Source organism: Chitinilyticum aquatile DSM 21506 (assembly GCF_000430805.1).
In the GTDB taxonomy this organism is placed as follows: domain Bacteria; phylum Pseudomonadota; class Gammaproteobacteria; order Burkholderiales; family Chitinibacteraceae; genus Chitinilyticum; species Chitinilyticum aquatile.
The window spans coordinates 112,403-132,003 of sequence record NZ_KE387259.1 but is presented as its reverse complement, the minus strand read 5'-3'; the positions used below and the strand labels follow the sequence as shown (position 1 = coordinate 132,003).

25 protein-coding genes and 1 pseudogene are annotated in these 19,601 nt (G+C 61.8%); 13 read left to right on the top strand and 13 right to left on the bottom strand.

Features of this window, described 5'->3' with window-relative positions; translation table 11 throughout:
• Positions 1–9 precede the first annotated feature (9 nt).
• Together H559_RS20525 and H559_RS0113825 are read left to right on the top strand one after the other, a co-directional pair.
• Positions 10–303: a hypothetical protein gene (locus H559_RS20525; RefSeq protein WP_034641444.1), complete on the top strand. Its 294-nt coding sequence runs from the start codon at positions 10–12 to the stop codon at positions 301–303.
• Positions 300–968 carry a DUF502 domain-containing protein gene (locus tag H559_RS0113825; protein ID WP_211230949.1) on the top strand — a complete coding sequence of 223 codons (669 nt, stop codon included), beginning with the start codon at positions 300–302 and terminating at the stop codon, positions 966–968. The genes H559_RS20525 and H559_RS0113825 overlap by 4 nt, the downstream gene beginning before the upstream one ends.
• On the opposite strand, the gene H559_RS20520 is transcribed toward H559_RS0113825, so the two are convergent.
• Entirely contained in the window at positions 965–2,338 is a 1,374-nt protein-coding gene (locus H559_RS20520) for an aminotransferase-like domain-containing protein (RefSeq protein WP_034641442.1), read from the bottom strand. The genes H559_RS0113825 and H559_RS20520 overlap by 4 nt on opposite strands.
• 63 nt (positions 2,339–2,401) lie before the next feature.
• Here H559_RS20520 and H559_RS0113815 point away from each other — a divergent pair, with 63 nt between their 5' ends.
• Positions 2,402–3,370 (top strand): threonine dehydratase, encoded by a 969-nt coding sequence (locus H559_RS0113815; RefSeq protein ID WP_034641439.1) that lies wholly within the window; start codon positions 2,402–2,404, stop codon positions 3,368–3,370.
• Between the two features lie 111 nt (positions 3,371–3,481).
• Here H559_RS0113815 and H559_RS0113810 read toward each other — a convergent pair whose 3' ends face one another.
• From H559_RS0113810 to H559_RS0113780, 8 genes and pseudogenes are all read right to left on the bottom strand, one after another.
• On the bottom strand, positions 3,482–4,129 hold the full coding sequence (locus H559_RS0113810) for a hypothetical protein (RefSeq protein ID WP_028453150.1): 648 nt from the start codon (positions 4,127–4,129) through the stop codon (positions 3,482–3,484).
• Positions 4,130–4,284: 155 nt separating this feature from the next.
• Complete coding sequence (locus H559_RS20515) at positions 4,285–4,638, bottom strand: nucleotide pyrophosphohydrolase (RefSeq protein WP_034641436.1); 354 nt, start codon at positions 4,636–4,638, stop codon at positions 4,285–4,287.
• Between the two features lie 70 nt (positions 4,639–4,708).
• A complete protein-coding gene (locus H559_RS0113800; protein ID WP_028453149.1) occupies positions 4,709–6,730 on the bottom strand; it encodes a BCCT family transporter in 2,022 nt (673 codons plus the stop codon).
• 209 nt (positions 6,731–6,939) lie between these two features.
• Positions 6,940–7,722 (bottom strand): MetQ/NlpA family ABC transporter substrate-binding protein, encoded by a 783-nt coding sequence (locus H559_RS0113795; protein ID WP_028453148.1) that lies wholly within the window; start codon positions 7,720–7,722, stop codon positions 6,940–6,942.
• Positions 7,723–7,881: 159 nt separating this feature from the next.
• A complete protein-coding gene (locus H559_RS0113790; protein ID WP_028453147.1) occupies positions 7,882–8,550 on the bottom strand; it encodes a methionine ABC transporter permease in 669 nt (222 codons plus the stop codon).
• Positions 8,550–8,765, bottom strand: a complete 216-nt coding sequence (locus H559_RS23495) for an NIL domain-containing protein (protein WP_308417175.1) — start codon at positions 8,763–8,765, stop codon at positions 8,550–8,552. The genes H559_RS0113790 and H559_RS23495 overlap by 1 nt, the downstream gene beginning before the upstream one ends.
• Positions 8,766–8,831: 66 nt before the next feature.
• A pseudogene (locus H559_RS23425) lies at positions 8,832–9,563 on the bottom strand (methionine ABC transporter ATP-binding protein); the annotation flags it as partial.
• A gap of 217 nt (positions 9,564–9,780) precedes the next feature.
• Positions 9,781–10,104 carry a ComEA family DNA-binding protein gene (locus H559_RS0113780; protein WP_051279504.1) on the bottom strand — a complete coding sequence of 108 codons (324 nt, stop codon included), beginning with the start codon at positions 10,102–10,104 and terminating at the stop codon, positions 9,781–9,783.
• A 108-nt stretch (positions 10,105–10,212) separates the two neighbouring features.
• On the opposite strand from H559_RS0113780, the gene hpnC reads away from it, so the two are divergent.
• Positions 10,213–11,091, top strand: coding sequence for a squalene synthase HpnC (hpnC, locus tag H559_RS0113775; protein ID WP_308417172.1), 879 nt, complete (start codon positions 10,213–10,215; stop codon positions 11,089–11,091).
• Positions 11,084–11,689, top strand: coding sequence for a thermonuclease family protein (locus tag H559_RS0113770; RefSeq protein WP_051279502.1), 606 nt, complete (start codon positions 11,084–11,086; stop codon positions 11,687–11,689). The genes hpnC and H559_RS0113770 overlap by 8 nt, the downstream gene beginning before the upstream one ends.
• 68 nt (positions 11,690–11,757) lie before the next feature.
• Here the strand turns inward: H559_RS0113770 and plsY are convergent, their stop codons facing one another.
• Positions 11,758–12,387 (bottom strand): glycerol-3-phosphate 1-O-acyltransferase PlsY, encoded by a 630-nt coding sequence (gene plsY, locus H559_RS0113765; protein WP_034641433.1) that lies wholly within the window; start codon positions 12,385–12,387, stop codon positions 11,758–11,760.
• A gap of 73 nt (positions 12,388–12,460) precedes the next feature.
• Between plsY and H559_RS0113760 the strand changes: the two genes are divergently transcribed.
• The 4 genes from H559_RS0113760 to H559_RS0113745 all read left to right on the top strand — a co-directional run bounded on the left by H559_RS0113760 (position 12,461) and on the right by H559_RS0113745 (position 14,721).
• Positions 12,461–12,817, top strand: a complete 357-nt coding sequence (locus tag H559_RS0113760; RefSeq protein WP_028453141.1) for a dihydroneopterin aldolase — start codon at positions 12,461–12,463, stop codon at positions 12,815–12,817.
• A 102-nt stretch (positions 12,818–12,919) separates the two neighbouring features.
• Entirely contained in the window at positions 12,920–13,315 is a 396-nt protein-coding gene (locus tag H559_RS0113755) for a hypothetical protein (protein WP_028453140.1), read from the top strand.
• Between the two features lie 35 nt (positions 13,316–13,350).
• Complete coding sequence (locus H559_RS0113750; protein WP_028453139.1) at positions 13,351–14,004, top strand: Crp/Fnr family transcriptional regulator; 654 nt, start codon at positions 13,351–13,353, stop codon at positions 14,002–14,004.
• Between the two features lie 63 nt (positions 14,005–14,067).
• On the top strand, positions 14,068–14,721 hold the full coding sequence (locus H559_RS0113745) for a Crp/Fnr family transcriptional regulator (protein WP_051279499.1): 654 nt from the start codon (positions 14,068–14,070) through the stop codon (positions 14,719–14,721).
• Between the two features lie 67 nt (positions 14,722–14,788).
• Here the strand turns inward: H559_RS0113745 and lptM are convergent, their stop codons facing one another.
• The gene (gene lptM, locus H559_RS23070) at positions 14,789–15,082 is read right to left on the bottom strand and encodes an LPS translocon maturation chaperone LptM (RefSeq protein ID WP_034641424.1); all 294 of its coding nucleotides are present in this window, start codon (positions 15,080–15,082) and stop codon (positions 14,789–14,791) included.
• A gap of 64 nt (positions 15,083–15,146) precedes the next feature.
• On the opposite strand from lptM, the gene cyaY reads away from it, so the two are divergent.
• The 3 genes from cyaY (at position 15,147) to H559_RS0113725 (ending at position 17,370) form a co-directional block, all read left to right on the top strand.
• Positions 15,147–15,467: an iron donor protein CyaY gene (gene cyaY, locus H559_RS0113735; RefSeq protein ID WP_028453137.1), complete on the top strand. Its 321-nt coding sequence runs from the start codon at positions 15,147–15,149 to the stop codon at positions 15,465–15,467.
• Positions 15,464–15,868: a YqaA family protein gene (locus H559_RS0113730; RefSeq protein WP_028453136.1), complete on the top strand. Its 405-nt coding sequence runs from the start codon at positions 15,464–15,466 to the stop codon at positions 15,866–15,868. The genes cyaY and H559_RS0113730 overlap by 4 nt, the downstream gene beginning before the upstream one ends.
• Positions 15,869–15,936: 68 nt before the next feature.
• On the top strand, positions 15,937–17,370 hold the full coding sequence (locus H559_RS0113725) for a beta-barrel assembly-enhancing protease (protein WP_028453135.1): 1,434 nt from the start codon (positions 15,937–15,939) through the stop codon (positions 17,368–17,370).
• A 78-nt stretch (positions 17,371–17,448) separates the two neighbouring features.
• Here the strand turns inward: H559_RS0113725 and H559_RS0113720 are convergent, their stop codons facing one another.
• Both H559_RS0113720 and H559_RS0113715 read right to left on the bottom strand, forming a co-directional pair.
• Positions 17,449–17,880: a DUF1841 family protein gene (locus H559_RS0113720; protein ID WP_211230948.1), complete on the bottom strand. Its 432-nt coding sequence runs from the start codon at positions 17,878–17,880 to the stop codon at positions 17,449–17,451.
• Positions 17,881–17,978: 98 nt separating this feature from the next.
• On the bottom strand, positions 17,979–19,025 hold the full coding sequence (locus H559_RS0113715; protein WP_028453133.1) for an FIST domain-containing protein: 1,047 nt from the start codon (positions 19,023–19,025) through the stop codon (positions 17,979–17,981).
• Between the two features lie 38 nt (positions 19,026–19,063).
• Here H559_RS0113715 and H559_RS0113710 point away from each other — a divergent pair, with 38 nt between their 5' ends.
• Positions 19,064–19,552 carry a glutathione peroxidase gene (locus tag H559_RS0113710; protein ID WP_028453132.1) on the top strand — a complete coding sequence of 163 codons (489 nt, stop codon included), beginning with the start codon at positions 19,064–19,066 and terminating at the stop codon, positions 19,550–19,552.
• Positions 19,553–19,601 lie beyond the last annotated feature (49 nt).

Genomic DNA, 19,601 nt, shown 5'->3' with positions numbered 1-19,601 from the left:
GAGAAAAGGATGAAAACAGCCAAACCGCGCAATCCCTATGCGCTGGCGGCCCGCCAGCGCAAGGCGGGCGCACATGGAAAGAGTGAAAAAACGCAACGGCGCGACGCGCGCCAGCAGCTGAAAAGCCGGCTGGTCAGCTGGCAGGGCCGGGGTGGCAGTGACGAATGGGAGGAAACCGAGGGCAAGCCGCAAGGCTTGCCCTTTTTCATGGTGCAGCGGGCCGGTGAAGCCGCGCGTGCGTTCGGTGGTAAAGTACGGCCTTGCCCGTTGTGGGGCAGCTTCTCTTTCACTGAAAATCGATGATCATCAAACGCAGTCTCAAGGCCATCCTGACGACCTGGCTGGCCGGCCTTCTTGCCCTTCTTCCCCTCATGCTGACGCTTGCGCTGATAGCCTGGGTGGTCAATCTGCTTAACCAGTACATCGGCCCCGGCAGCAGGCTGGGTCAGCTCTTTGCCTATCTGGGGCAGCACTTCGTCAACAATCCGATTCTGGAATACCTGCTGGGAACACTCCTGCTGGTGGCCGCCATCTACCCGCTCGGCGTGCTGGTGCAATCGCGGCTGAACCGCCCGATTGCGCGACTGGTCGATCACACGCTGCGCAAGATTCCGCTGTTCGGCAATCTGTACAACCTTGCCGACCGCTTTGTCGGCCTGCTGGACCAGAAAGAGGATGCCGACATCGGTGCCATGAGCCCGGTCTGGTGTTTTTTTGGTGGCGACGGCGTCGCCGTGCTGGCGCTGATGCCCAACCCGGTGCCGGTCGAGCTGGAAGGGCGTACCTATCAGGCGATTCTGGTCCCCACTGCACCCGTGCCAATTGGCGGAGGCCTTCTGTATGTGCCGACCGACTGGATTCGCCCGGCGCAGATCGGCGTCGACAAGCTCACCAGCATTTATGTCTCGATGGGGATTACACCGCCGCCGGATCTGCAGAAGGCCGTCGAGCGGCAAGCCGCCTTCTAGAACTCGCCCAGTTCGTCCGCAATCCGGGCCAGCGTCGCCGCCAGAATGGCCTGGCTGCTGGCAGCGCCTACACAGAGGCGCAGAGCGTTGACATGGGTATGCCGCTGCACCCCAAATAATCCGCCAGCTGCAGTGGCTATACCTTGCTGGCGCAATCTGCCGATCAGTGCTTCCGAATCAATGCGGGCCGGCAATTGCAGCCAGCCGTGCGGGCAGGCTTCCGGCAGCGCCAGCCTGATGCCCTGCGCGGCGAGTGGCGCGAACAGGGGCTGCGCGATGTCGCGGCGTGCCGTCAGTTCCTGTCGCTGCCAGCTTAGCCGGCGCTCGGCCGTGCCATCGTGAATCCAGTTGCAGGCCAGTTGTGCCATCAGCGGGCTGACCAGCCAGCTTGTATTGTGCAGGGCATCGTCGAGAGCCTGCCGGCTGGCGTGCGGATCGTGCAGAAAGCCGAAACGCAAGCCCGGTGCCACGCTTTTTGACAGGCTGCTGATGTAAATGGCCCGCTCGGGGGCAAGTGTCGCCAGCGCGGGTGGCGCATCGGGCGGCAGGTGGCCGTAGACGTCTTCTTCCACCAGCAGCGCATCGTGGCGTTGCAGTACTTCGGCAATGGCGCGGCGGCGTGCCAGCGGCATCGTGATGGTGGTCGGGTTGTGCAGCGTCGGCATCAGCACCGCAATCCGTCCGATGTCCTGCGCCAGCGCCGCATCCAGTGCATCGGGCCGCACGCCGGCATTGTCCATGCCGAGCGGGTGCAGCTGCAGGCCGAGCTGGCGGGCAATCGCCATCATGCCGGGGTAGGTGAGCGCCTCGACCAGCACCGTGTCACCGCGCCGGCAGTGCAGGCTGAGCGCAGCTGTGACGGCATGTTGCGCGCCACCGCACAGAATGATGCGCTCAGGTGCTGCCTCGACGCCACGCAGCGCCAGCCAGCGCGCTGCAGCCACGCGCTGCTGCTGCCAGGCCTGCGCACTCTGGTACTGCAGCAGGCGCCCGGCATCGCCCTGGCGCAGCAATTGCTGCAATGACTGCTCCAGATCACTGTCGTGCAGCGGGTAGGCGGGCGTGTTCACCGAGAGATCGATGAAACGTTCGCGATCAGCCAGTGCAAACAGGTTCAGCCCGTCCTGATGGCCGAGCACATAGGTGCCACGGCCATGCTCGCCGCCGATCAGGTAGCGGCTGGCGGCCTCCTTGTAGGCGCGTGTGATGGTGCTGACATTCACGCCGAGCAGATCGGCCAGCAGACGGTGCGGCGGCAGCTTGCTGCCGGGGCGCAGGACACCGGTCTGGATGTCATGCGCCAGCGCATCGACAATGGCGCGGTAAGTGGGGCCGGGGAAGCGGGCGAGGTCGGGAATCCATGCTGTCATGCAGACACTTTGCCTTCGAAATGCATACACAATGCAGCATACCCTCAAGCCAAGGATTTCACCATGACGCTGCCCAGTCTGAACGAACTCGAATCTGCCGCCAGCCTGGTTCATTCTGTTCTGCCTCCCACACCGCAATACAACTGGCCGCTGCTGTCGCAGAGGCTGGGAGCCGAGGTCTGGGTCAAGCATGAAAATCACGCCCCGACCGGATCGTTCAAGGTGCGTGGCGGACTGGTGTATCTGGAGCGCCTGCTGCAGCGCCAGCGCCCGGAAGGGCTGATTGCGGCAACACGCGGCAATCACGGGCAGTCGGTCGGTTTTGCCGCGCAACGCCTGGGCCTGCCGGCGACCATCGTCGTGCCGCATGGCAACAGCCGGGAAAAAAATGCCGCCATGCGCGCGCTGGGCGTCGAATTGATCGAGCAGGGCGAGGACTTCCAGGCCGCGCGCGAAATGGCTGCCCGCCACGCTGCGGCAGCCGGCCTGCATGCCGTGCCGGCGCTGCACTCCGACCTGATCGCGGGCGTGGCGAGCTATTGCCTGGAATTCCTGCGTGCCCAGCCGAAGCTGGATGTGGTGTATGTGCCGGTTGGCATGGGCTCGGGCATCTGTGCGATGGTGGCGGCGAAAGCCGCGCTCGGGCACCAGGTCGAAATCGTCGGCGTGGTATCCGTTCATGCGCCCGCATATGCGCTGTCGTTTGCCAGTGGTGAACTGCAATCGCATGCCGTATCGACGCAGCTCGCTGACGGGCTGGCGTGCCGTACGCCCGACGCGCTGGCGCTGTCCATCATCCGCCGTGGCGTCAGCCGCTTCGTTCAGGTGAGCGACACCGCGGTGGCCGAGGCGATGCGCTGCCTTTACACCGATACGCACAATGTGGCGGAAGGTGCCGGCGCGGCATCACTGGCGGGCGCGATGCTGGAGGCTGAGCGCAATTTTGGCCGGCGCGTCGGCGTGGTGGTGACAGGAGCCAATGTCGATCATGGCCAGTTTGCCAGCGTGCTGTCTGGAGCTGTCCTGCATTGATTTGATGGGTATATTGCTGTAGCCATTTAATTGAGAAGGTTCTGGCTGTATACCCTTGAAAATAGAAAAGCCCGGCTTGCCGGGCTTTTGCCAGATGGAAGGAGTGCTGATTCAGGCTGCCTTGCGGGATTCCGTGCCGCTCGCCGCGGATTCCGGCTTGCTCAGGCTGACGGTGCTGCCTTCGGGGATGCCGTCTTTTTCCCAGCGGTCAAATTCTGCCATGATGGTGTCGTAGGTTTGCTGGCTGATTTCCGGCAGCGCGCCACCAAGTGCTTCTTTCGCCTGATCGAAACCCAGTTTCACCGCATCGCGGATATTGTCGAGGTTGGCGGGGTCGTTCCCCATCGCATACTTGGCGAAGCTCAGGATGCGCTCGGAAACCTTGCGCACGCCGAATTCGCCATCTTCGGCAATATCGGCTTTCGCCTTGTCGATCGTTGCCTGGTCAACGGTCAGCTTCTGCTCGCCGCTGGCGACTTTGGCGAGACTCAGGCCCTGCTGCTCCACCAGCGGGCGGATCAGGTTCATCAGCTCGTCGACCTTGCGGTTCGATTCGTCGAGCATTGCCTGGATGTCGGTCGCGGCCTCCGCGCGCGGTTTGCTGTAGGTCAGCGCGGAGCTTGCGGTCTGGTTCAGGCTGACTTTTTCCTGCGCAACAGTCGTCGTCTGCGCCTTTTCCCTGCCATCCTGGCGGCCAGACACCTTGCCAGCCACCGGAGTGAGGGTGGTGCTCTGCAGTGCGGAAATGGTGGTGGACATGGCTGTCTCCTCGCTGGATGTGGTATCCCAGTCTAGCGGCATGCCCTTGCATGCCGGAATGGAAATAATCACGAAAAATCAGTGGATTAATTCATTCTGGCGTACAGGGGGGCGCCGTGGTCAAGCCGCACACCCGGAAGGGGAGACAGGCGGTATCAGCTCGGCTCGCCCAGATGCTTGGCGCGACCGTAACTGCTGGCAACGGGGTATTTCTGCGCATTGAGCTGCAGCTTGCGCGTGACGGCTGCATCCAGATCAAGCCCGGTGCGATCGGCCAGGCGCAGCAGATAGAGCAGGATGTCGGCAACTTCCTCGCCCAGCCGCGTGGCAAAGGCCTGGTCGCTACTCGCGGCTGCGGCCTGCTCGGGCGTCAGCCACTGGTAGAGCTCGACCAACTCGGCGGCTTCGACCGATAGCGCCATCGCCAGATTTTTCGGGGTGTGAAACTGATCCCAGTCGCGCGCGGCGCTGAAATCCCGCAGTTGCTGCTGAACCTTGAGAATATCCATCGCTATAAAAGGTATTGGCCTGAAAGCCTTGATGATAAAGGGTTTCAGGCCAATACGTCAGTGGGCGCAATCAGCCGGTGTGCCCGGGTGCCGAATGCAGCAGCTGCGTGCCGCTGACCTGCGCCAGCTGCAGATAGCGTTCGTACTGGCGCAGCACGTCGGCAATCACTTCCTGGCGGGTCAGGTACTGGATGTCGTAGCCGGCGCGACCGTCTTCGAAGTAGGTCATCGGCTCGAAGAGCGGGTCGTCACCATCACCACTCTGGGCTGCGGCCAGCGGGTTGAATGCCGGTGCCGGGCGGCTTTCAATGCGTACGCCGTAAACGAAGTCGCGGCCGGCTTCCTGCGGCACGATCAGCGCCACGCCATGCTCGGCGACTTCCTCGACGCGGCTGGTGACACCGCGACGGTTCAGTTCTGCGCAAACCTCCTGCAGTGCCGGGTTGACCACGCGGGCGATGAAGCTCGCCACGTCGGCCTGGTCCGGCAGGCGCAGCAGCTGATCCAGCCTGGCCTTCCACATCTGCCCGTTCCAGAAATTGGTGGCGGGTGAAAGTTCGCGCGAGAAGTGCAGGCGGTCGGCGCACAGGCCGCGAATCAGCCCCACGCACAGCAGCAGCATGATCATTGCAAACGGCAGCGCTGCAATCAGCGTCATCGACTGCAAGGCCTTCAGGCCGCCAGCGGCCAGCAGGATGGCGGCAGTCAGCCCCAGCAGTGCCGCCCAGAAAAGGCGCTGCCAGATCGGTGATCTGTCATTGCCCTGCGTGGCGATGTTGTCGATGACAAACGCGCCCGAATCGGCCGAGGTCACGAAGAACACGGCGATCAGGATGACGGCCAGCGTCGAGGTCACGCCGGCCAGCGGCAGCAGGTCGAAGAAGTTGAACAGCAGCGCATCGACATTGTTGGCGGTCGCGCCCAGCGCACCGGCCGCGCTGTTCAGATCGAGCCAGATGGCGGTGTTGCCGAACACGGTCATCCACAGCAGATTGAAGGCGGTCGGCACCAGCAGCACACCGATGATGAACTCGCGAATGGTGCGGCCGCGCGAAATGCGCGCAATGAAAAGGCCAACAAACGGCGACCACGAAATCCACCAGGCCCAGTACAGAATCGTCCAGCCGCCAAACCAGCCTTCCGAGCTCGCTGGCGCATAGCTGAAGGTGCGGAAGGTCATGCTCACGATGCCGGACAGGTAATTGCCGATGTTTTCGCTCAGCATCCCCAGCACCGGCAGCGTCGGGCCGGCAAACAGCACGAAGGCCAGCAGCACGATGGCAAGGAACAGGTTCAGCTCGGACAGGCGCCGTACACCCTTGTCCAGCCCGGTGGCCGCCGAAATGCCGGCCATGCCGACGACGACCGCAATCAGGCCGAACTGGAAGAGCTGGCTGCCCGTTTCCCAGCCGGTCAGGCGATGCAGGCCGGCGGACAATTGCAGCACGCCGTAGCCCAGCGTGGTGGCGATACCGAAGATCGTACCGACCAGCGCAAATACGTCCACTGCATGCCCGATGGGGCCGTGGATGCGTTCCTTGAAAATCGGGTACAGGCCCGAGCGCAGCGTCAGCGGCAGCTTGTAGCGGAAACCGAAATAGGCCAGCACCAGCCCGACCACGGCATAAATTGCCCAGGCATGGAAGCCCCAGTGGAAAAAGGTGGTGGTCATCGCTTCCTGCGCGGCGGCCATCGTGCCGGCTTCAGTGGTAGGCGGAGACAGGAAGTGCATCATTGGCTCGCCCACACCGAAATACATCAGCCCGATGCCCATGCCGGCGGCAAACAGCATCGCCAGCCAGGAGGTAAAGCTGAAATCGGGGCGCGCATCGTCCGGGCCCAGGCGGATGTCGCCAAAGCGGCTGCTGGCAATGGTGATGAGGACAATCAGGAAGGTGGCAACCGCCAGCACGTAGAACCAGCTGAAATGTGCGGTGATCCAGCTCTGGCCTGCGGCGAAGAAGGCTTCGGCGGTTTTGGGGTTGAAGGTGCAGACAGCCAGCAGGCTGGCGATGATGATGATGCTCGGGATGAAAACCGGCATGGACAGCGTGGTGCGGCGCGAGGCCGCGACGGTTTGCGGTGTGTCCAACGTCTCCTCCTTGTGTGGTTTCGAAGTGGGCACCCGGACTGCAAAGAACTGAAACAGACGTGGGGTACGTCCGTGATTATGGCATTGGCCTGCCCTGCACCGCGACGAACTATTTACCTTGGCGGCATGAGGGTATGGCGGGCAGCGGGTAGTCGCCATGAAAAACGGCACTCGCAGGTGCCGTTTTTCATGAGCAATCCGTGTTCAGCTTAGAAAGCCGGTACGACAGCACCCTTGTATTTTTCCAGAATGAAGGCCTTCACTTCCGGGGTCTTCAGTGCGGCGGCCAGTTTCTTTACTGCGGCCTTGTCCTTGTTGCTGGCTTCCACAACCAGAATGTTCACATACGGCGATTCGGCGCCTTCGATCACCAGCGCATCCTTGCTCGGGTTGAGCTTGGCTTCCAGCGCGTAGTTGGTGTTGATCAGCGCAAGGTCAACCTGGTTCAGTACGCGCGGCAGGGTGGCGGCTTCCAGTTCCTTGAACTTCAGCTTCTTGCTGTTCTGCGCAATGTCCTTCGGGGTGGCGAGGATGTTCTTGCTGTCCTTCAGCTTGATCAGGCCGGCTTTTTCCAGCAGCAGCAGCGCGCGGCCGCCGTTGGTGGGGTCATTCGGGATGGCGACGGTGGCGCCTTCTTGCAGGTCGGCCAGTTTTTTCACCTTGCTGGAATACGCGCCGAAGGGCTCGACGTGCACGCCGGCCACGCTGACCAGATTGGTGCCACGGCCCTTGTTGAATTCGTTCAGGTAGGGCTGGTGCTGGAAGAAGTTGGCGTCGATTTTCTTTTCAGCGACCAGGACGTTCGGCTGCACGTAGTCGGTGAACACTTTCACGTTCAGCTCGACACCCTGCTTGGCCAGTGCCGGCTTGATGAATTCGAGGATTTCGGCGTGCGGAATGGCCGTGGCGGCAACGGTCAGCTTTTCTGCGGCGGAGGCGGAGAAGGCGGTAAAGGCTGCGGCGGCAGCGGCAAGTGCGACGAGCGTTTTCATGTTCATTGCTTCCTTTTGGGATGGGTATATGGCTATAGCCCTTTAAAGCTATTGCTTCTGGATGCATACCTTTATGTATGTGTCCTTGCTGAAAAGGGAGATTATCATCGTCTTATAAAATCAAAAAGACTGATTCGAACTAAAAAAAGTTACCGCTGGTTATTTGCGGCCAAAGTGCTGTACCAGCTTGTCGCCCGCCATCTGCAGGATCTGCACCAGTACCAGCAAGAGCACGATGGTGACCATCATGATTTCGGTCTGGTAGCGGTAATAACCGTAGCGGATCGACAGATCGCCCAGCCCGCCGCCGCCCACCAGACCGGCCATGGCGGTGTAGGACACCAGCGTAATGGCGGTGACGGTGATGCCGGCCAAGAGGCCGCCCAGCGATTCGGGCAGCAGTACGCCGCACAGGATCTGGCGCGTGTTTGCGCCCATGGCCTGCGCGGCTTCGATTACGCCGTGCTCGACTTCGCGCAGCGCGGTTTCCACCAGCCGCGCGAGGAAGGGCGCGGCGCCGATGACCAGCGGAGGAATCATCCCCAGCAGGCCGATGCGCGTGCCGGTGATGAATTCGGTGACCGGCATCAGCGCGATCAGCAGGATGATGAAGGGGATCGAGCGCAGCACGTTCACGACGACGCCGAGCGCGCGGTTCAGTGCCGCGTTGGCCAGCAGCTGGCCCCTGGAGGTCAGGAACAGCACGATGCCCAGCGGCAGGCCCAGCAGCACGGTAAACAGCAGCGAGCCGCCCAGCATCAGCAGGGTGTCGAGGCTGGCGGTGCCGATTTCCGGCCAGTCGATTTCGCTCAGAAAACTCAGGTCCATCAGCGGAGCTCCTCAATATCAATGCCGCGACTGCGGAACTGGGCAAACGCAGCGGCAACGGCTGCATCATCACCGGTAAACGCCAGCAGCATCTGGCCGCAGGGGGTCTCCTTGATGCGCTCGATGCGCCCCGAGAGAATACTGAAATCAATGCCGAACTCGCGTGCGGCGTTGCCGAGAAAACCTTCGTAGGTGGTTTCGCCGATGAAGGTCATGCGCACGATCTTGCCCGGCACATGGGCAAAGGCATCCTGCTGCACGCTTTCGTCGATGTGCTCGGCTTCCGAGACAAAGCGCTGCGTGGTTGGGTGCTGCGGGTGCAGGAAGACTTGCGTCACCGGCCCCATTTCGACGATCTTGCCGCCGTCGATCACCGCTACGCGGTCGCAGATGCTGCGGATCACATCCATTTCGTGCGTGATCAGCACGATGGTCAGGTTCAGCTCGCGATTGATCTTCGCCAGCAGCTGCAGCACCGATTGGGTGGTCTGCGGGTCAAGCGCGCTGGTGGCTTCGTCGCACAGCAGTACTTTGGGACGGTTGGCCAGCGCGCGGGCAATGCCGACGCGCTGCTTTTGCCCGCCGGAGAGCTGCGACGGATATTTGTGCTTGTGCTCCGCCAGCCCGACGAGGTCGAGTAGTTCATCAACGCGGGCGTCGATTTGTGCACGGCTCAGGCCGCCGGCAATTTCCAGCGGAAAGGCGATATTGCGCGCCACGGTTTTCGAACCCAGCAGGTTGAAGTGCTGGAAGATCATGCCGACCTGCTGGCGCAGGGTGCGCAGGCCCGCGCCATCGAGTGCGGTGATGTCGCTGCCGTCGATATGGATGCGGCCGGCGCTGGGGCGTTCGAGCAGGTTGATCAGGCGGATCAGCGTGGATTTGCCGGCACCGGAATGACCGATGACGCCGAAAATTTCGCCGGCGGCGACCGACAGATCGATGCCGTTCAGTGCGGGGATGTCGCGCCCGTCGACGCGGTAGCTTTTATGGATCTGGTTTAACTGGATCACAGAAGGCCCTTGGCTGGGGTGGCTGGGTGGTCTTTTTATAACATTGCCCCGGCGGAGCTGTAAGTACAAATAATGCTGTTTACATGCCGGCGCATGGTAAGGATAAAGGGAATGCGCATTTCCCGGCAGCAGGGAAAGCACCATCATGCGGTGCTCCGTTTTGCGGCGCGCATGAAAAAGCCCCCCGCAAGCGGGGGGCTCTGCGCCGGAAAGCAGCTTATTTCTTGACTGGCGCCGATGCCTTTGCGGCCGAAGCCTTGGCTGGTGCTGCCGGAGCTGCCGCCTTGCCACCGACGGTGATATCGCCCTTGATCTTGGCGTAGGTGCCTTCCTTGATGCCCGGCACTTTCATGATGTCCTCTGTCGTCTTGAACGGGCCATTCTTGGTGCGGTAATCAATGATGTCCTTGGCCTTTTCCGGGCCGATGCCCTTCAGGCTCTCGAGTTGCTGCTGGTTGGCGGTGTTGAGGTCGACCGCCGCCAGTGCGGTGGTGCAGAGGGCAAGGCCGGCAAACAGGGCGACAAGCAGTTTTTTCAGCATGGGTTTCAATCTCCGGTCGGTTAGAATGGCGCAATTGCATTGCCTGCTCACTATAGCAGGCTTTTGCGGTGCATCAATTCAACGTCAGACTGTGTAAAGGAATGGAATTTGGTCGCGCTGACCCCCCATCAAAGTGTCGAACACTACGAGAATTTCCCGGTGGGCTCGCTGCTGCTGCCCAAGCGGTTCCGCAAGCCGATTGCGGCGGTTTACCATTTCGCCCGGCATGCCGACGACCTTGCCGACGAGGGTGATGCCAGCGTCGAGGAACGGCTGGCGCAGCTTGCAGAATGCAGCGCCGAGCTCGCGCGCATCGATGCCGGCATCGAGCCGCAGACCGCGCGCTACGCCGCGCTGGCGCCGGTGATCCGTGATTACGCAATTCCGTTGCAGCTGTTTGAAGATCTGCTCTCGGCTTTCCGGCAGGACGTGACCAAGCAGCGCTATCAGGATTTCGGCGAGGTGATGGATTACTGTCGCCGTTCGGCCAATCCGGTCGGGCGCATCCTGCTCCATATTTTCGGGCAGACCGATACCCGCAAGCTGGCAATGTCCGACGGCATTTGTTCGGCGCTGCAGCTGGTGAATTTCTGGCAGGACGTCGCCATTGATTTCAACAAGCCGCGCCGGCGCATCTATCTGCCGCAGGACGATCTGGCGCGCTTCGGCGTGAGCGAAGATGATCTGGCCGTCGGCGTAGCTACACCGGCTTTCCGCCGCCTGCAGGCTTTCCAGTGCGAGCGCACCTGGAAAATGCTGCGTGCCGGTTCCCCGCTGGGGCTGGAATTGCCTGGCCGTGTCGGGCTGGAAATCCGCACCATCGTGCTGTCGGCCGATCGCGTGCTGACTAAGTTGAAGCAGGTTGATTACGACGTCTTTACCGCACGCCCCGAGCTGAAGGCGGGAGACTGGCCGTTCATTCTCGGCCGTGCACTGCTGGCGCCGTGGTATCGCCCGCAGCGTGAAGCGGGAGGTTGCCATGGCTAGAAATCCGGCAAATGCTGTGCTGCGCGGCGTACGGCAGCTGGCAGGGGCCCGCAGCTGGCCGCAACGGATTCTTGCTGCCGTCGTGCTGTTGCTGGCGCTGGCTGCCTGCCTGCCGCAACTGCAGGGGCCGACGGAGAAGGGCAAGCTCAGTCGCGGCATGGTGCTGCAGGGCGAAGTGGTTGGCGTGGCGGACGGGGATACCGTGACATTGCTCGGCGAGGGCAAGGTCGAATACAAGCTGCGGCTGGCCTACATCGACAGCCCCGAAAAAAAGCAGGCCTTTGGCATGCAGGCCAAGAAGTCATTGTCAGACCGGGTCTATCGTGCCGTGGTTGAAGCAAGAATTACCGACGTCGACCGCTATGGGCGGGGCGTGGCGGAAGTGCGCCGCGACGGACGCTATATCAATCTGGAGCAGGTCGCGGAAGGCTATGCCTGGGTGTACCGCCAGTATGCAAAGAAGGATCTTGCTGCTGGCGAGTTCCGCGAGTTCACGGAGGCGGAGGACGCAGCCAAGGCGGGCGGGCTGGGGCTGTGGCAGGATTCAGACCCCACGCCGCCCTGGCAGTGGCGGCGTGATCGCCGCGATGAAAAGTGAATCTGTAGAGGCGTATCGCCCTGTGGCCATTTTAATTGTTTGGCTACAGGGTGATAGGGTTTTGGGTATCAGTTTTTCTCGTCATCGGCCTTCTGGCCGATCCTGCCTTCCCGCCCCGAGAGCAGGCCGGCAATATTCGATTTGTGCCGCCAGATCAGCAGGGCGGCAATGATGCTTACCGCCATCAGCCAGCTCTGGTTCTGGGTGAACAGCCAGCAGGCGAGCGGCGCGACCAGCGCCGCACACAGCGCGGATAGCGACGAAATCTTCATCACCTTGGCGACAAACAGCCACACGGCGAGTACGGCCAGCCCCATCCAGCCATTGAGCGCCAGCAGCACGCCCAGCGAGGTGGCGACGCCTTTGCCGCCCTTGAAGCCGAAAAACACCGGCCACATGTGGCCGACGATGACGGCCACGCTGGCAATCGCGATGTCCTCGTTGGTCAAACCCAGCGGTGCGGCCAGCAGGCGCACCAGCCCCACGGCCAGCAGGCCTTTCAGTGCATCGCCCAGTAGCGTCAGCGCGGCGGCCTTTTTGTTGCCGCTGCGCAGCACGTTGGTGGCGCCCGGATTGTTGGAGCCGTAGGTGCGCGGGTCGGCCAGGCCCGACAGGCGCGAAACGATCACGGCAAAGGACAGCGAGCCGAGCAGATAGGCGACCAGCGAACAAATCAGGGTGAGGGCGAGCGGGGTCATGCCGATTCCATTACAATCCAAAGCTCGCGATTCTAGCCATTCTTGAGGGTGCCGGCCAACGCCGGTGATAATGATGGATACTATTTTCTTGCACGGCATCCGTGCCCGCACCGTGATCGGCTGGTATGACTGGGAGCGCACGGCGCCCCAGGCGGTCGAAATCGATCTGGATGTGGGGCTGCCATCGGCGCGCGCCTGCGTCAGTGACGAACTGGGCGATACGATTGATTATGACCAGCTGGTGCAGCACCTGCGCCGGGTACTTGCGGAGCAGCATTTCCTGCTGCTGGAGGCGCTGGCCGAACACATCGCGCACGTCATCCTGCATGACTTCGGCGCTCCCTGGGTGAAGGTGACCGTTGTGAAGCCGGGCATTCTGACCGAAGTCGCACGGGTCGGTGTTTCCATCGAGCGCGGCCACCGCGCCTGAGCATCACCATGCCGGGGATGCGACATGCGGAATGTCACTACTGCACATTGGCATTAATTCACTTACAATCGTCTTGAGAATCGTGTTGTGAGGGCGGGATTTGTGCAAACACTCTGTAAGCTGATGCTGGCTCTGCCCCTGTTGCTCGCCTTGCAGGGCTGTGACCAGATCAACCAGGCGCTCAACAAGCAGCAGGCCAATGGCAACGCGATTGGTGCCGCCTGCCGGCACAGCGGGCGTTCGCTCGAAGATTGCTACCGTCGCAATCCCAAGGTGCCCAAGGCGGATATCTTCGCTGGCTGGAAAGAAATGAACGAGTACATGCTGACGAAGAAGATCGACATCGTACCGCCTCCGCCTGATTCACCTATCAACAAGCAGGATATTGATGCACCAGCGGCTTCCTCCTTCAAGGAAGGGGGCTCGGCTGATGAAAAGCCGGGAACCGTGTCGGCCGGGAACGGCGACAAGGCGGCCGAATCTGCTCCTGCTCATTGAGCCGCAGCCAATCCAAATCCGGACGACGATTTGATATGAATTCTCCGCTATCCAGTATCGAGGCCTTTGCCAGCCTGTCGGAAGCCATCCTGCAGCAGATTGAAAACCTGGCTGTTCGTAAGGTCTTGCCCAGAGGGCAGTTGCTCTACAGCGAGGGCGAGCCCGCCGAGCAGATCTACATTCTGGTCAGTGGTCGGCTGCGTTTGTTTTCCAGTAATGACGCCGGCAAGGAATATGTACTCGGCTTCATCGAACCGGGTATGTCCTGGGGGGAGGGCGCGATGCTGATGGGGGAGCCGCGTCTTGTGTCAGCGATCGCCGAAGAGGATTGCGACCTGAAGGTCATCTACCGTCGTGATTATCAGGCTTTGCTTGATGCCCATCCGGAAATCAAGGATCAAATGCTGGTCGCTGCCTATCGCACCATCAAACATCTGGCGGAAACGGTCAAGAATCTGGCGCTGATGGATGTTTATGGCAGGGTTCGTCTGCTGCTGGAGAGCCTGGCGGTTGATCAGGGTGACGTGCAGGTCGTGTCGGAATCGCTGACCCAGCAGGCGATTGCCGAGAGGGTGGGCGCTTCGCGCGAAATGATTGCCAAGATCATGAAGGAACTGGTGTTTGGTGGCTATGTCCGAATCGAGCAGCGCCAGATCGTGCTGCTGCAGCGTCTGCCTGAGCGATTCTGAATCGAAATGAACTGAAATATACCTGTGGCAGTGTTTGCGCTGCCCCCTACCGAAGAGATATCCATGAAAGAGCTGATCCGCGCCATTCCCCTTTTTAACGGTTTTGACGATGAAGAGCTGGATTATGTATTGCGTGCAGCAGTGCGCCGCCATGTACCCAAGGGAGGGTTCCTGTTTCGCGAGGGTGACCCGGCAGATGCGATGTACGTGCTGCTTGAAGGGCGTACCCGCATGTTTACGAGCGATGCCCAGGGAAAGGAATTCGTATTCATGATTGGAGAGCCGGGGCTGGCGCTGGGCGAGATTTCGTTGCTGGATGACGAGCCGCGCGGCTGGTCGACGCAGGCCGAGGAAGACAGTGATTTCCTGATGTTCACCAAAACCGATTTCCATGCTGCCCTGCAGGCCTTCCCGCACGTGAAAGACATGCTGATCGTGAATCTGGCCGGCATGGTGCGCCGTCTGTCCTATACGATGAAGAATCTGGCGCTGCTGGACGTATATGGCCGTCTGCGCGCCCTGCTGGAGTCGCTGGTAGTCGATGTGGACGGGCAGGAAATGGTCAATGAGCCGCTGACGCAGCAGGCGATTGCCGATCGTGTTGGCTCCTCGCGCGAAATGATTGCGCGGATTCTGAAAGAGCTGGTTTTCGGTGGCTATATCCGCCTGGAAAACAAGCGCATCATTCTGCTGCAGAAGCTGCCCGAGCGCTTCTGAGCGTGGGCATAAAAATGCAAAAAGGCGGGGATATTCCCGCCTTTTTGCATTGCTCGCAGCCCCGGGCTCAGGGCTGGCTGGCGGGGGGCGCGTTATCTGGCTGTGGCGTGGTGCTGGCCGGATTTTCGGACTGCATCGCGCTGGCCATGCTGGCCTTGCGGCGCGCAGTGGCTTCAATCTCGGCGTCTTTTGCTGCGGCAGCGGCTGCGGCCGAGGCGGCGGCGGCGGCGGCAGAGGCTCGCCGCTGTTCATGTTCGGTGCGTTTCTTGCCTTTCTCGCTGTCTGGCAGATACAGCGGTCCCTTGAAGCCGCAGGCGGCCAGCAGGCCAAGGCTGAGTGATATCAGGATGAATTTGCGCATTCGAAACGCCGCTCCGGCACACTTTGATGCAAAATCGCGATTTTAGCATGCATTAGGATAAGCCATGACTGAAGGGGAATTCCTCGCGCAGAGCGATGCGGTATTTGCGCACATCGAATCGTGTCTTGATGATCTGGATGTGGATATCGATCCCTTGCGCGCGGGCAATGTACTGGAGCTGGAGTTTACTGACGGCAGCAAGGTGATCGTGAACCGGCATACCCCCAACCAGGAAATCTGGCTGGCTGCGCGCAATGGTGGTTTTCACTATCGCTGGCAGGATGGGCAGTGGCAAAGTACGCGGGGTGAAGGCGAATTCTTTGCCGATCTCTCCTCCGCGCTGAGCTTGCATGCCGGGGAACCGGTTAGCATCCCGCTGGCATGACCCTCTGGGCGCTGGCCGGGCTGTTTGCATCGGCGTTTCTGTCGGCAACACTGCTGCCCGGAAACTCGGAAGCCGCGCTGCTTGCCTTGCTGGCTTATGCACCGCAGAGCTGGCTGATGCTGGTGCTGGTTGCCGGGGCAGGCAATGTACTGGGCGCGCTGCTGACCGTGTGGCTGGCGCGTCGCCTGCCGCAGCCGCCGGGGCAGGGCCGTGCTGCGCGATTGGCGCTGCGCTGGGGGCCGCCCAGCCTCTTTTTCAGCTGGGTTCCGGTGATGGGTGATGCGCTGTGCGCGATCGCCGGCTGGCTGCGCTGGCCATGGCGGCCGGTGCTGGGCTGGGTGGTGGCCGGCAAGATGCTGCGCTATCTGCTGTTGGCCGGGCTGGCCCTGCACTGGCTGTAGCTGTAATTGGGCGGATGAACAGGCCGTCAGGCCCGTCCGCTTCTTGAAACTGATTTCGGGTGCGTGGAATGCTCTTGCGAAAAACGATGGTTGCCGTAACGCTCGCCAGCCAGTTGCTGGCTTTACCCTTGTCGGCGAGCAATCTGCCTGATATTGGCGATGTGGCTTCGCAGACGCTCAGTCCGCAGCAGGAGCGCGAAATCGGGCAGGCTGCGATGATTGAAATTCGCCGCACCGGCTTGATGATCGATGATCCCGAGGTGGTGGCCTACCTGAACCGGGTCGGCTATCGCCTGGTCGAGGCGGCCGAGGTCGGAGACAGTCGTTTCACGTTTTTCGGGCTGCAGGACCGGTCGGTGAATGCCTTTGCGATGCCGGGCGGTTATATCGGCGTGCACAGCGGGCTGATCGTGATGGCGCAGCATGAGTCGGAACTTGCCAGTGTGCTGGCGCATGAAATTGCCCATGTCAGCCAGCGGCACATGGCGCGGATGCTGGATGGCACCCGCTCCGGAGTCTGGATTTCGGTGGCCTCGCTGGCGCTGGCCATTCTGGCGGCGCAGGCCGGGCAAAGCGGTGCCGGTGGCGCCGTGATGATGGCTGGCCTCGGCGCAACCGCCAGGCAGCAACTCGATTTTACCTATGCCTTCGAGCAGGAGGCTGATCGGCTGGGCATGCAGACGCTGATTGCTGCCGGTTACGATCCAGCCAGCATGCCGGCGTTTTTCGAGCGCTTGCAAAAACACAATCGCGTGGTCGAGTCGAATGCGCCGGAGTTTCTGCGTACGCACCCGGTGACCTACAAGCGGATTGCCGATGCGCAGGGACGGCTCAGCGAGCAGCCATACCGCCAGGTGCCGGACTCGCCGGATTTCCTCTTTCTGCGTGAAAAGTTGCGTGCGCAGCAGCTGGGGCCGCGCAATGCGGTGGATTTCTACCTGAAAACGGTGCAGGACAAGCGTTACGCCAGCGAGGCGGCTGCACGCTATGGCCTAGCCTATGCCTATTTTCAGGTGCGCGAGTATGACGCATCCTGGCAGGCATTGCAGAGGGCGAAGGTCGTGTTTGGCGGGCAATCCCATCCGGCTCTGGAATATCTGGCCGGGCAGATCCTGCAGGGGCAGAGCAAGGATGCCGAGGCGGTCACCCTGCTGAAGGCAGCGTCATCGCGCTTTGTCGGTAGCCGGGCGCTGCTGTACGGGACGATTGATGCCATGACCTCCGCCGGGCAACTCGCCCAGGCCAGGGCGCTGGTTGATGACGGGATTTCACTGTATCCCGGTGACGCCTGGCTGTATCTGCGCTCGGCACGCGTGTACGGCGCGGAGGACAAGCTGATGCAGAAGCACCGGGCCATGGGTGAATACTATGTGCGCCTGCAGGAGTACGGCCCGGCACTGGAGCAGTTTCAGCTGGCCTTGCAGCAGCCCGGCACGGATTTCTATCTGCTCTCCGGTATCGAGTCCCGCATTCGGGATCTGGAGCAGCTTCGCAGGAATTAGCGGGTATTGGTCTGTAGCCTTTTTTTTCTATTGGCTGCAGCTTGGTACGCCATAGGGTATTCATGGCGATGGCGGCGTTCACGTGTTGCGGGCGCGCTGTCGCAGGCCATCCAGATAGACCGCCGGATCTGGCTGTGTCTGCTGGCGCTGCGCCTGCCACATCATTTCTCCCAGGCATTCCAGCATGTCGTGCAGCGCCTTGTGCGCATCGCCGTGGCGCGTGCGCAGTTCGCCATAGAGCGCCCGCACGCCGGGCGGCTGGTCGATCGAGAGCTGTTCGGCGATCGCCAGGTGCAGGCTGATGTGCAGGAAGGGGTTGGTGTCGCCATGTTCGGGCGGCCAGTCTCGATCCAGATAGTCTTCCTGCAGATAACGGTGGTATTCCGGATGGGCTTCCAGAATATCGACCACGATGGCTTCAAGATCGGCCAGCGCCTGTCCGTGCAGGTGTTTCTGCCAGGTATTGATGAAAAAACGGCGGGCTTCTTCCCGGCTGGGGTTGAACAGCATGTGACACTTCCGGACGAGTGATGGATGGCGGGTTGTGCAATGGGCGACGTAGTGTGCCGGCTGGCTGCCGGATGATTGCTACTGCGCGCCGACCATGGTCAGTCGAAAAGGACGACCAGGACGCTATTGTCGAGAACCTGCAGTCCCTTGGCTAGGGGGGCAAGCTGGCCGTTGCCGTAAAAGCCGGCGAAGGGTACGCCCGGCAGTGCTGCCCGCATGGCCTGCCAGAAGGGGTCGGTGCCTGAGCCCGCATAGGCGCCGCCGTGCTGGCTGGCAAACGCCAGGGCGTAAGCCGGTTTGCGCTTGGCGCACATGCGCTGCAGGCCGTGTTGCAGGCGTTGCGTTGCGCGCGCTGCATCCTGATGCCCCCAGGTGAGCAGATCGCCAGGGGCCGTTTGCCCGGCGAGCAGGATGGCGCCGGCGGCCTGATCCAGGCCGATCAATGGCAGCCAGCGGCTTGTGTTGCCCGATTGCTTGCGCCATAGCGCGCCTTGCCAGTGTGCGCTAACTGATTCCGGCTTGAGCCAGTGTGCCAGTTGCGGCAGGGCAGGGACGCCATTGAGTCCGGAAATGCTCAGGCCCTGGCTGGCGCTGACGCGGTGCCGCGGGCCGTCCGGGGTGAAGCCGTCGGCCAGTAGCCAGCGCGGCTGCCGGCAGGGCAGGTCGATGCGGCCGGCGCTGATGTGTCTGCCCTGCCAGAGACAATAGGGCCCGCCGCCGGTGGCATCACCGGCAATGCCGCCAAGGCGCAGCTTGCCATCGGTTTTCCAGTCGCCTTCCAGTGCATTGGGGGCGGCGAGCGTCAGGCGCCAGCGGGCGCTGTGAACCGGCGCAGGTTCCAGCAGGACGACTGCGCCGGGCGAATCCAGCGACCAGTCATCGTCGCTGAATACGCCATTGGCGAGGCAGCCGACGACGTTGAGGCTGCCGCTTTCGCGGGCGACCCGGTCCACGCAGTCCGCGATGCAGTGCTGGAAATGGGGGGTGAGCAGCAGCCAGATGCGCCAGTGTCCACTCAAGGTAAGCACGCCGCGCTTGCCCAGGGCGTGCTGCAGGGCTCTGCTGGCCACATCAGGGCTGGCTTTGGCGCCGTGGGCGTAGCCGCTGTATGCGGTCGATGGGTTGATGGGCGGCTGATCGGGCATAATCCGCCAAGGATACGGCAAATCAGCCAGGGTGAGGGATGAGCGCGATTTACGATTTTGTGGCAAGCGATGCAGAAGGTGTGCCGCGCACGCTGCGCGAGTGGCAGGGGCAGGTGCTGCTGATAGTCAATGTGGCAAGCCGCTGCGGTTTTACGCCCCAGTATGCCGGGCTGGAGTCCCTGCAGCGCCGTTTTGCCGGAAGGGGCTTCAGCGTGCTGGCCTTTCCCTGCAATCAGTTTGGCGGGCAGGAGCCGGGCAGTGACGCCGATATTCTCCGCTTTTGCCGCGAACGGTATGAAGCCAGCTTTCCGGTGTTCGGCAGGATTGCCGTCAATGGCGATGGGGCCAGCCCCCTCTATGCATGGCTGAAGGCACAGCAGCCCGGTGTGCTGGGTACGACGGCAATCAAGTGGAATTTCACCAAATTCCTGGTGGATCGCAGTGGCCGGGTTCTGCGGCGCTACGCCCCCCAGACCGATCCGGAGTCGATCGCTGCCGATATTCTTTCCTTGCTGGATGCGCCCTGACCGCAGTCAGGGGGTGCAAACCGCCAAGGCGGGTGGTGTCCGGGGCGAC

Bases quoted from the DNA above. Each gene is read 5' to 3' on its own strand.
- H559_RS0113715 (WP_028453133.1), bottom strand. From the start codon at position 19,025: ATGCCCGATCAGCCGCCCATCAACCCATCGACCGCATACAGCGGCTAC.
- H559_RS0113795 (WP_028453148.1), bottom strand. From the start codon at position 7,722: ATGAAAACGCTCGTCGCACTTGCCGCTGCCGCCGCAGCCTTTACCGCC.
- H559_RS0113770 (WP_051279502.1), top strand. From the start codon at position 11,084: ATGGCTAGAAATCCGGCAAATGCTGTGCTGCGCGGCGTACGGCAGCTG.
- H559_RS20515 (WP_034641436.1), bottom strand. From the start codon at position 4,638: ATGGATATTCTCAAGGTTCAGCAGCAACTGCGGGATTTCAGCGCCGCG.
- H559_RS0113810 (WP_028453150.1), bottom strand. From the start codon at position 4,129: ATGTCCACCACCATTTCCGCACTGCAGAGCACCACCCTCACTCCGGTG.
- H559_RS0113730 (WP_028453136.1), top strand. From the start codon at position 15,464: ATGACCCTCTGGGCGCTGGCCGGGCTGTTTGCATCGGCGTTTCTGTCG.
- H559_RS0113760 (WP_028453141.1), top strand. From the start codon at position 12,461: ATGGATACTATTTTCTTGCACGGCATCCGTGCCCGCACCGTGATCGGC.
- H559_RS0113725 (WP_028453135.1), top strand. From the start codon at position 15,937: ATGCTCTTGCGAAAAACGATGGTTGCCGTAACGCTCGCCAGCCAGTTG.
- H559_RS0113710 (WP_028453132.1), top strand. From the start codon at position 19,064: ATGAGCGCGATTTACGATTTTGTGGCAAGCGATGCAGAAGGTGTGCCG.
- H559_RS0113790 (WP_028453147.1), bottom strand. From the start codon at position 8,550: ATGGACCTGAGTTTTCTGAGCGAAATCGACTGGCCGGAAATCGGCACC.
- H559_RS0113825 (WP_211230949.1), top strand. From the start codon at position 300: ATGATCATCAAACGCAGTCTCAAGGCCATCCTGACGACCTGGCTGGCC.
- H559_RS0113780 (WP_051279504.1), bottom strand. From the start codon at position 10,104: ATGCTGAAAAAACTGCTTGTCGCCCTGTTTGCCGGCCTTGCCCTCTGC.
- H559_RS0113750 (WP_028453139.1), top strand. From the start codon at position 13,351: ATGAATTCTCCGCTATCCAGTATCGAGGCCTTTGCCAGCCTGTCGGAA.
- H559_RS0113720 (WP_211230948.1), bottom strand. From the start codon at position 17,880: ATGCTGTTCAACCCCAGCCGGGAAGAAGCCCGCCGTTTTTTCATCAAT.
- H559_RS0113745 (WP_051279499.1), top strand. From the start codon at position 14,068: ATGAAAGAGCTGATCCGCGCCATTCCCCTTTTTAACGGTTTTGACGAT.
- H559_RS20520 (WP_034641442.1), bottom strand. From the start codon at position 2,338: ATGACAGCATGGATTCCCGACCTCGCCCGCTTCCCCGGCCCCACTTAC.
- cyaY (WP_028453137.1), top strand. From the start codon at position 15,147: ATGACTGAAGGGGAATTCCTCGCGCAGAGCGATGCGGTATTTGCGCAC.
- H559_RS0113815 (WP_034641439.1), top strand. From the start codon at position 2,402: ATGACGCTGCCCAGTCTGAACGAACTCGAATCTGCCGCCAGCCTGGTT.
- plsY (WP_034641433.1), bottom strand. From the start codon at position 12,387: ATGACCCCGCTCGCCCTCACCCTGATTTGTTCGCTGGTCGCCTATCTG.
- lptM (WP_034641424.1), bottom strand. From the start codon at position 15,082: ATGCGCAAATTCATCCTGATATCACTCAGCCTTGGCCTGCTGGCCGCC.
- H559_RS23495 (WP_308417175.1), bottom strand. From the start codon at position 8,765: ATGACCTTCATCGGCGAAACCACCTACGAAGGTTTTCTCGGCAACGCC.
- H559_RS20525 (WP_034641444.1), top strand. From the start codon at position 10: ATGAAAACAGCCAAACCGCGCAATCCCTATGCGCTGGCGGCCCGCCAG.